This is a genomic window from Sediminibacterium salmoneum NBRC 103935, from assembly GCF_000511175.1.
In the GTDB taxonomy this organism is placed as follows: domain Bacteria; phylum Bacteroidota; class Bacteroidia; order Chitinophagales; family Chitinophagaceae; genus Sediminibacterium; species Sediminibacterium salmoneum.
The window spans coordinates 1,341,773-1,346,750 of record NZ_KI866530.1; the positions used below are offsets into that span (position 1 = coordinate 1,341,773).

A 4,978-nucleotide genomic window follows, 5' to 3' on the forward strand; every position below is an offset into this window, starting at 1 on the left:
CTATCCCCTGTGTGCCTTGCCTCCCACGACTGAGGGGAAATCGTTCGCCAGATTGGAGAAGCATTAAGAGCAAAGAAAGAACCGTTGGGTAAACTGGTAAGCTATGAAATGGGTAAGAGTCTGCAGGAAGGATACGGTGAAGTTCAGGAGATGATTGATATATGTGATTTTGCAGTTGGCCTTTCCCGCCAATTATATGGATTAACCATGCACAGTGAAAGACCGCAGCACAGAATGTACGAGCAATGGCATCCGTTGGGTGTTGTTGCCATTATTTCTGCATTTAATTTCCCTGTTGCTGTATTCAGCTGGAATGCTGCACTAGCCTGGATTTGTGGTAATACTACCATCTGGAAACCAAGTGAAAAAACACCTTTGTGCGGAGTAGCTGTTCAAAATATCATTGCCGAAGTATTTGCAGCCAACAATGTACCGGAAGGAGTAAACTGCCTGATCCAGGGTGGACGTGAAGTGGGTGAATGGTTGAGTCACGATACAAGAATTCCACTGGTTTCAGCAACCGGATCTACCAGAATGGGTAAAGAATTAAGCAAGGCAGTTGCAGGAAGGTTAGGCAAGAGTATTCTGGAATTGGGTGGGAACAATGCTATTATCATTTCCAAAGACGCAGACCTCGACATGTCATTGATTGGTGCTGTATTTGGAGCAGTGGGAACCGCAGGTCAAAGATGTACTACAACCAGAAGATTGATTATTCACGAATCGGTATACGAGGCTTTCACACAAAAAATTGCCAAAGCCTATGCTCAATTAAAAATCGGAAATCCTCTTGATTCACAGAATCACGTAGGACCATTGATTGATAAAGATGCAGTTACTATGTACCTGAATTCCATTGAACAATGCAAGGCTCAGGGAGGTAAATTTATTGTGGAGGGTGGTGTTCTTTCGGGAGCCGGTTATGAAAGCGGCTGCTATGTAAAACCATGTATTGCCGAAGTTACCAATGAACTTGCTATTGTACAACACGAAACATTTGCCCCTATCTTATATGTTATGAAGTACAAGGATCTGAATGAAGCCATAGAAATGCAGAACAATGTTCCTCAGGGTCTTTCTTCAGCTATCATGACACTGAATTTAAGAGAGGCAGAACTATTCCTTTCTGCCAATGGAAGTGATTGTGGTATTGCTAACGTAAATATTGGTACCAGTGGTGCCGAAATTGGTGGCGCATTCGGAGGGGAAAAAGAAACCGGAGGAGGCAGAGAAAGTGGCAGTGATGCATGGAAAGCGTATATGCGCAGACAAACCAATACCATTAATTACGGTACCAATTTACCCTTGGCTCAGGGAATCAAATTTGATTTCTAAATAGAATCATTACAATCTCAACCCTGTTCTATTGGGGGATTTGACTTGTGAATCATTCAATGAAAAAGTCTTTGTAAGAAATACAAAGACTTTTTTTATAGTGATTTACCAGAGATGGATAAATTCAAAGTGAACTGATGAAAGACTCGTTGCTGGTAAAAACCTGTTGCGTAGCGGACATGTAGTTTTTTATGAAGAAATCCAACACCTGCTGTTAAGCCATTTAATCCACTGGCCGCATTGAATACATTCAAATCCTGCCTGCGAAGAAAATTATAACCAAGGGTTGCCTCTACTTTGTCCCCAATATAAAACTGTGCAGACAGAACCAGGTGCGCAAAGGTTTTCTGAAGAAAGCCTGCCGTTCTTAAATCACCTTCAGAAGCATTGAAAGCCGTATCATTATACAATATTCGTAAACGATGTAAATTATGTGCTGTTAATGAAAACTGAATCGGGGCATTCGCAAGTCGTTTACTGATACCTGCCTGCACATCAAAGGGTAGCTCTTCTTTATCGCCACCGCCATAGGTACTGAACTGTGTACCCATATTCTTAATAAGGAATGCAGCCTGCCATTGATTAACAGTATCCTGATAGGTTAATCCTACATCTACTGCAATGCCGGAAGAACGGAAAGGACCATAATTGCTTTGTATGAATTTCAGCGTAGTACCAATATGAAACCTTTCCCTGTATTGCTTGCTCGCCATCAGGTGTATGGCAAAATCACGGGGCCTGATTGTACCAAAAACAGTTCCAGCTGCATCTGTTTGCGAAACAGAACCATAATCCAGAAACTGGACACCTGCTCCCAGGTTAAAAGAAGATTGTCTGAATGCAGTTACAGCAGAATAGTTATTAATTCCTGCCAAAAAGCCGTTGAAAGAAGTTGAAACCTGATGATGCATGGTACTTCTTAACAGGGCAGGATTACTTAAACTTAACGAAACATCATTGGACTGATGACTGATATTGGTACCCCCCAATGCTGCAATTTGCGCACCACCTGGCTGTGTAAGAAAATTATAAACAGCATTGCCACCAAGCGTCTGTGCTTTCAGCTCAGTGGCAATGAAGAATAAAAAAAGTATCAGAATGATATAATTACGCATCTGGTATAAAAATACAATTATACCAATGCATAATCAATAACCTGTTGCATGGTTTTTACATAATGAAAATGCAGCCCCTTAATAAAACTGCTGTCAATTTCATCCACGTCTTTCTGATTCAGATGACAAAGTACTATTTCCTTCAATCCGGCTCTTTTTGCGGCCAGGACTTTTTCTTTAATCCCCCCCACAGGTAAAACCTGACCTCTCAAAGTAATTTCTCCGGTCATGGCAAGAAATGGCTTGACTTTTCTGCCTGTAAAGGCCGAAGTAATGGATGTAAGCATGGTTATACCTGCACTTGGTCCATCCTTTGGAACCGCTCCTTCCGGAACATGGATATGAATATTCCTTGACTTGAATAATTCAGGATCAATACCCAACTTTTTAAAATTTGCCTGAATATAACTAAGTGCAGTAGTTGCACTCTCTTTCATTACATTACCTAAATTTCCTGTCAGTTTCAGCTCGCCCTTGCCCTCACTCAAAATTGTTTCTATAAACAATATATCACCTCCTACGTAAGTCCAGGCCAATCCCACTACTACACCGGGCATATTGGCTGTTTTATAGATTTCATTACTGTAACGCTGCTGGCCCAGAATTTTCTCAACGTCGCCGGCACTTACACTCATTTTTACTTTTCCTTTCAGCGCCATTTCCTTTGCCTGGTAACGCATGATGGAAGCAATTTGTCTGTCGAGTTCACGAACCCCACTTTCACGGGTATATTGCTCAATTACTTTTTCTAAAACTTTGTCTGCTATTTTGAAATTTACTTTACCCAAACCATGCGCTTCTTTTTGTTTGGGAACCAAATGTCGTTTGGCAATCTCCAGTTTTTCTTCCACAGCATATCCACTCAGGTCAATGATTTCCAAGCGGTCTCTCAGTGCTGGTTGAATATTCTGCAAATTATTGGCAGTAGCAATAAAAAGTACTTTACTTAAATCGTATTCCAGTTCCAGATAGTTGTCATAAAATGTATGATTCTGTTCTGGATCCAGCACTTCCAGTAAGGCAGAGGAAGGATCTCCCCGATGATCAGCTCCTATTTTATCTATTTCATCCAGAATCATAACCGGATTGGATGTTTTTACTTTTCGGATATTCTGTAATATTCTACCCGGCATGGCGCCTATATAGGTTTTACGGTGCCCCCTTATTTCACTTTCATCATGAAGGCCACCCAAGCTAAGTCGAACATATTTTCTTCCGATTGCATGGGCAATTGATTTTCCTAAAGAGGTTTTACCAATTCCGGGAGGGCCTAAAAAACATAGAATCGGGCTCTTCATATCTCCCTTTAATTTCAGAACTGCAAGGTATTCCAGAATTCGACTCTTAATTTTAGTCATGCCGTAATGGTCTATATCCAGCACTTTCTGCGCATTCTTCAAGTCGTAATTATCATTGGTATATTCCTCCCAGGGAAGATCGAGCATTAAATCGAGGTGGTTATATACCACAGAGTAATCTGGCGTAGACGCATGCATTCTCTCCAGTTTCTGTATTCCTGTATTAAAAGCATTCTTAGCAGCTTCAGGCCATTTTTTAGTCTCGGCCTTTTTCTTCATTTCTGCTATTTCACGTTCATTGCTATCACCCCCTAATTCTTCCTTGATACTTTTTAGCTGCTGTTGAAGAAAATAATCTCTCTGCTGCTTATCTAATTCTGTTCTGGTCTTATTGGTAACCTTGTCTTTTAACTCAGCAAACTGTAATTCCCTTTGCAGAATCTGCACCAGTTTAACAGCCCGTTCTGTGATATCGTTGATTTCAAGTAAGGATTGCTTTTCCTGTATATCGCTGTTCAAATTATTACTAACAAAATTAATCAGGAAAGCTGGGTTCTCAATATTCTTTAAAATAATGGAAGCCTCTGTAGGTAAATTAGGCGACAGTTGAATAATCTGAGCAGCCAAGTCTTTAATAGTGCTTACATAAGCCTTAAAATCGTCTGTAGAGGGTGCCTCGTCTTCATTGAATAAACGGATACTTGCCTTAAAATAAGGATCATCACTTATCATTTCCAGCCATTCAAATCTTTTCTTTCCCTGAATAATGATAGTTGTGCCCCCATCCGGCATTTTAATCAATTTCACAATTTTGGCAACCGTACCTATTTTGCATAGATCCTTGGGCTCAGGCTCTTCAATATTTGCATCTGTTTGAGCAATTACCCCAATTAGTTTATCAGATTTATAAACATCGCTTACCGCCTTGATGCTTTTATCTCTACCTACCGTAATCGGTAACACAACACCTGGAAACAAAACGGTATTTCTTAATGGCAGAATTGGCAACTCATTTGGTATTTCCAATTCATTATCCATATCTCCATCCTGCTCACCAATAGGGAGAATCGGCATAAAATCCGTTTCATCCTCTGCTTTAAATAATATTTTTCTCTTATCCATAATTTTCTTTAGTCAAAATGTCACAAAAATGATCTCACCCACCCTAATTTCTGGGCCGGGCAGAAATAAAGTACAATTATTGATGCCATCTCGACCAAAGGACGGCCG

3 protein-coding genes are annotated in these 4,978 nt (G+C 40.5%); 1 reads left to right on the plus strand and 2 read right to left on the minus strand.

The window, feature by feature from the left end; translation table 11 throughout:
- Nucleotides 1-39: 39 nt before the first annotated feature.
- Entirely contained in the window at nt 40-1,335 is a 1,296-nt protein-coding gene (gene amaB, locus P767_RS16135; protein ID WP_262506414.1) for an L-piperidine-6-carboxylate dehydrogenase, read from the plus strand.
- Nucleotides 1,336-1,430: 95 nt separating this feature from the next.
- Here the strand turns inward: amaB and porQ are convergent, their stop codons facing one another.
- Both porQ and lon read right to left on the minus strand, forming a co-directional pair.
- Nucleotides 1,431-2,450, minus strand: a complete 1,020-nt coding sequence (porQ, locus tag P767_RS17580) for a type IX secretion system protein PorQ (RefSeq protein ID WP_026763870.1) — start codon at nt 2,448-2,450, stop codon at nt 1,431-1,433.
- Nucleotides 2,451-2,467: 17 nt separating this feature from the next.
- On the minus strand, nt 2,468-4,870 hold the full coding sequence (gene lon, locus P767_RS0106435) for an endopeptidase La (RefSeq protein ID WP_026763871.1): 2,403 nt from the start codon (nt 4,868-4,870) through the stop codon (nt 2,468-2,470).
- Between the last annotated feature and the right edge of the window lie 108 nt (nt 4,871-4,978).